1 protein-coding gene is annotated in these 638 nt (G+C 68.8%); it reads right to left on the reverse strand.

Annotation, left to right across the window (positions count from 1 at the left end; all coding sequences use genetic code 11):
• Nucleotides 1–638: carboxyl transferase domain-containing protein (locus VM95_RS37885; protein ID WP_045706115.1), on the reverse strand; the 638-nt coding region annotated here is incomplete at both ends.

The raw sequence follows: 638 nt of genomic DNA on the forward strand, positions 1-638 counted from the left end.
TAGGCGCCGCCGTAGGCCTTGCGCAGGATCAGCGAGATGCGCGGCACGGTGGCGTTGCAGTACGCGTACAGCAGCTTGGCGCCGTGCCGGATGATGCCGCCGTGCTCCTGGTCGACGCCGGGCAGGAAGCCCGGCACGTCCAGCAGGGTGACGATCGGGATGTTGAAGGCGTCGCACATCTGGACGAAGCGCGCGGCCTTCTCGGAGGCGTTGATGTCGAGCACGCCGGCCAGCGACTGCGGCTGGTTGGCGATGATGCCGGTGACGTGGCCGTCGACCCGGGCCAGTACGCAGAGCACGTTGGTGGCCCAGCGCTCGTGGACCTCCAGGTACTCGCCGTGGTCGACGATCTCCTCGATCACCTTGCGCATGTCGTACGGGCGGTTGCCGTCCGCGGGCACCAGGTCGAGCAGGCTGTCGTTGCGGCGCTCGACCGGGTCCTCGGTGACGACCGAGGGCGGCATCTCGCGGTTGTTCTGCGGCAGCAGCGAGAGGAGGTAGCGGACCTCCTCGATGCAGGACTGCTCGTCGTCGTAGATGAAGTGCGAGACGCCGGAGACACCGGCGTGCACGTCCGCGCCGCCGAGGCCGTTCTGGCTGATCTTCTCGCCGGTCACGGCCTGGACGACGTCCGGGCC

Source organism: Streptomyces rubellomurinus (genome assembly GCF_000961885.1).
Lineage (GTDB): Bacteria > Actinomycetota > Actinomycetes > Streptomycetales > Streptomycetaceae > Kitasatospora > Kitasatospora rubellomurina.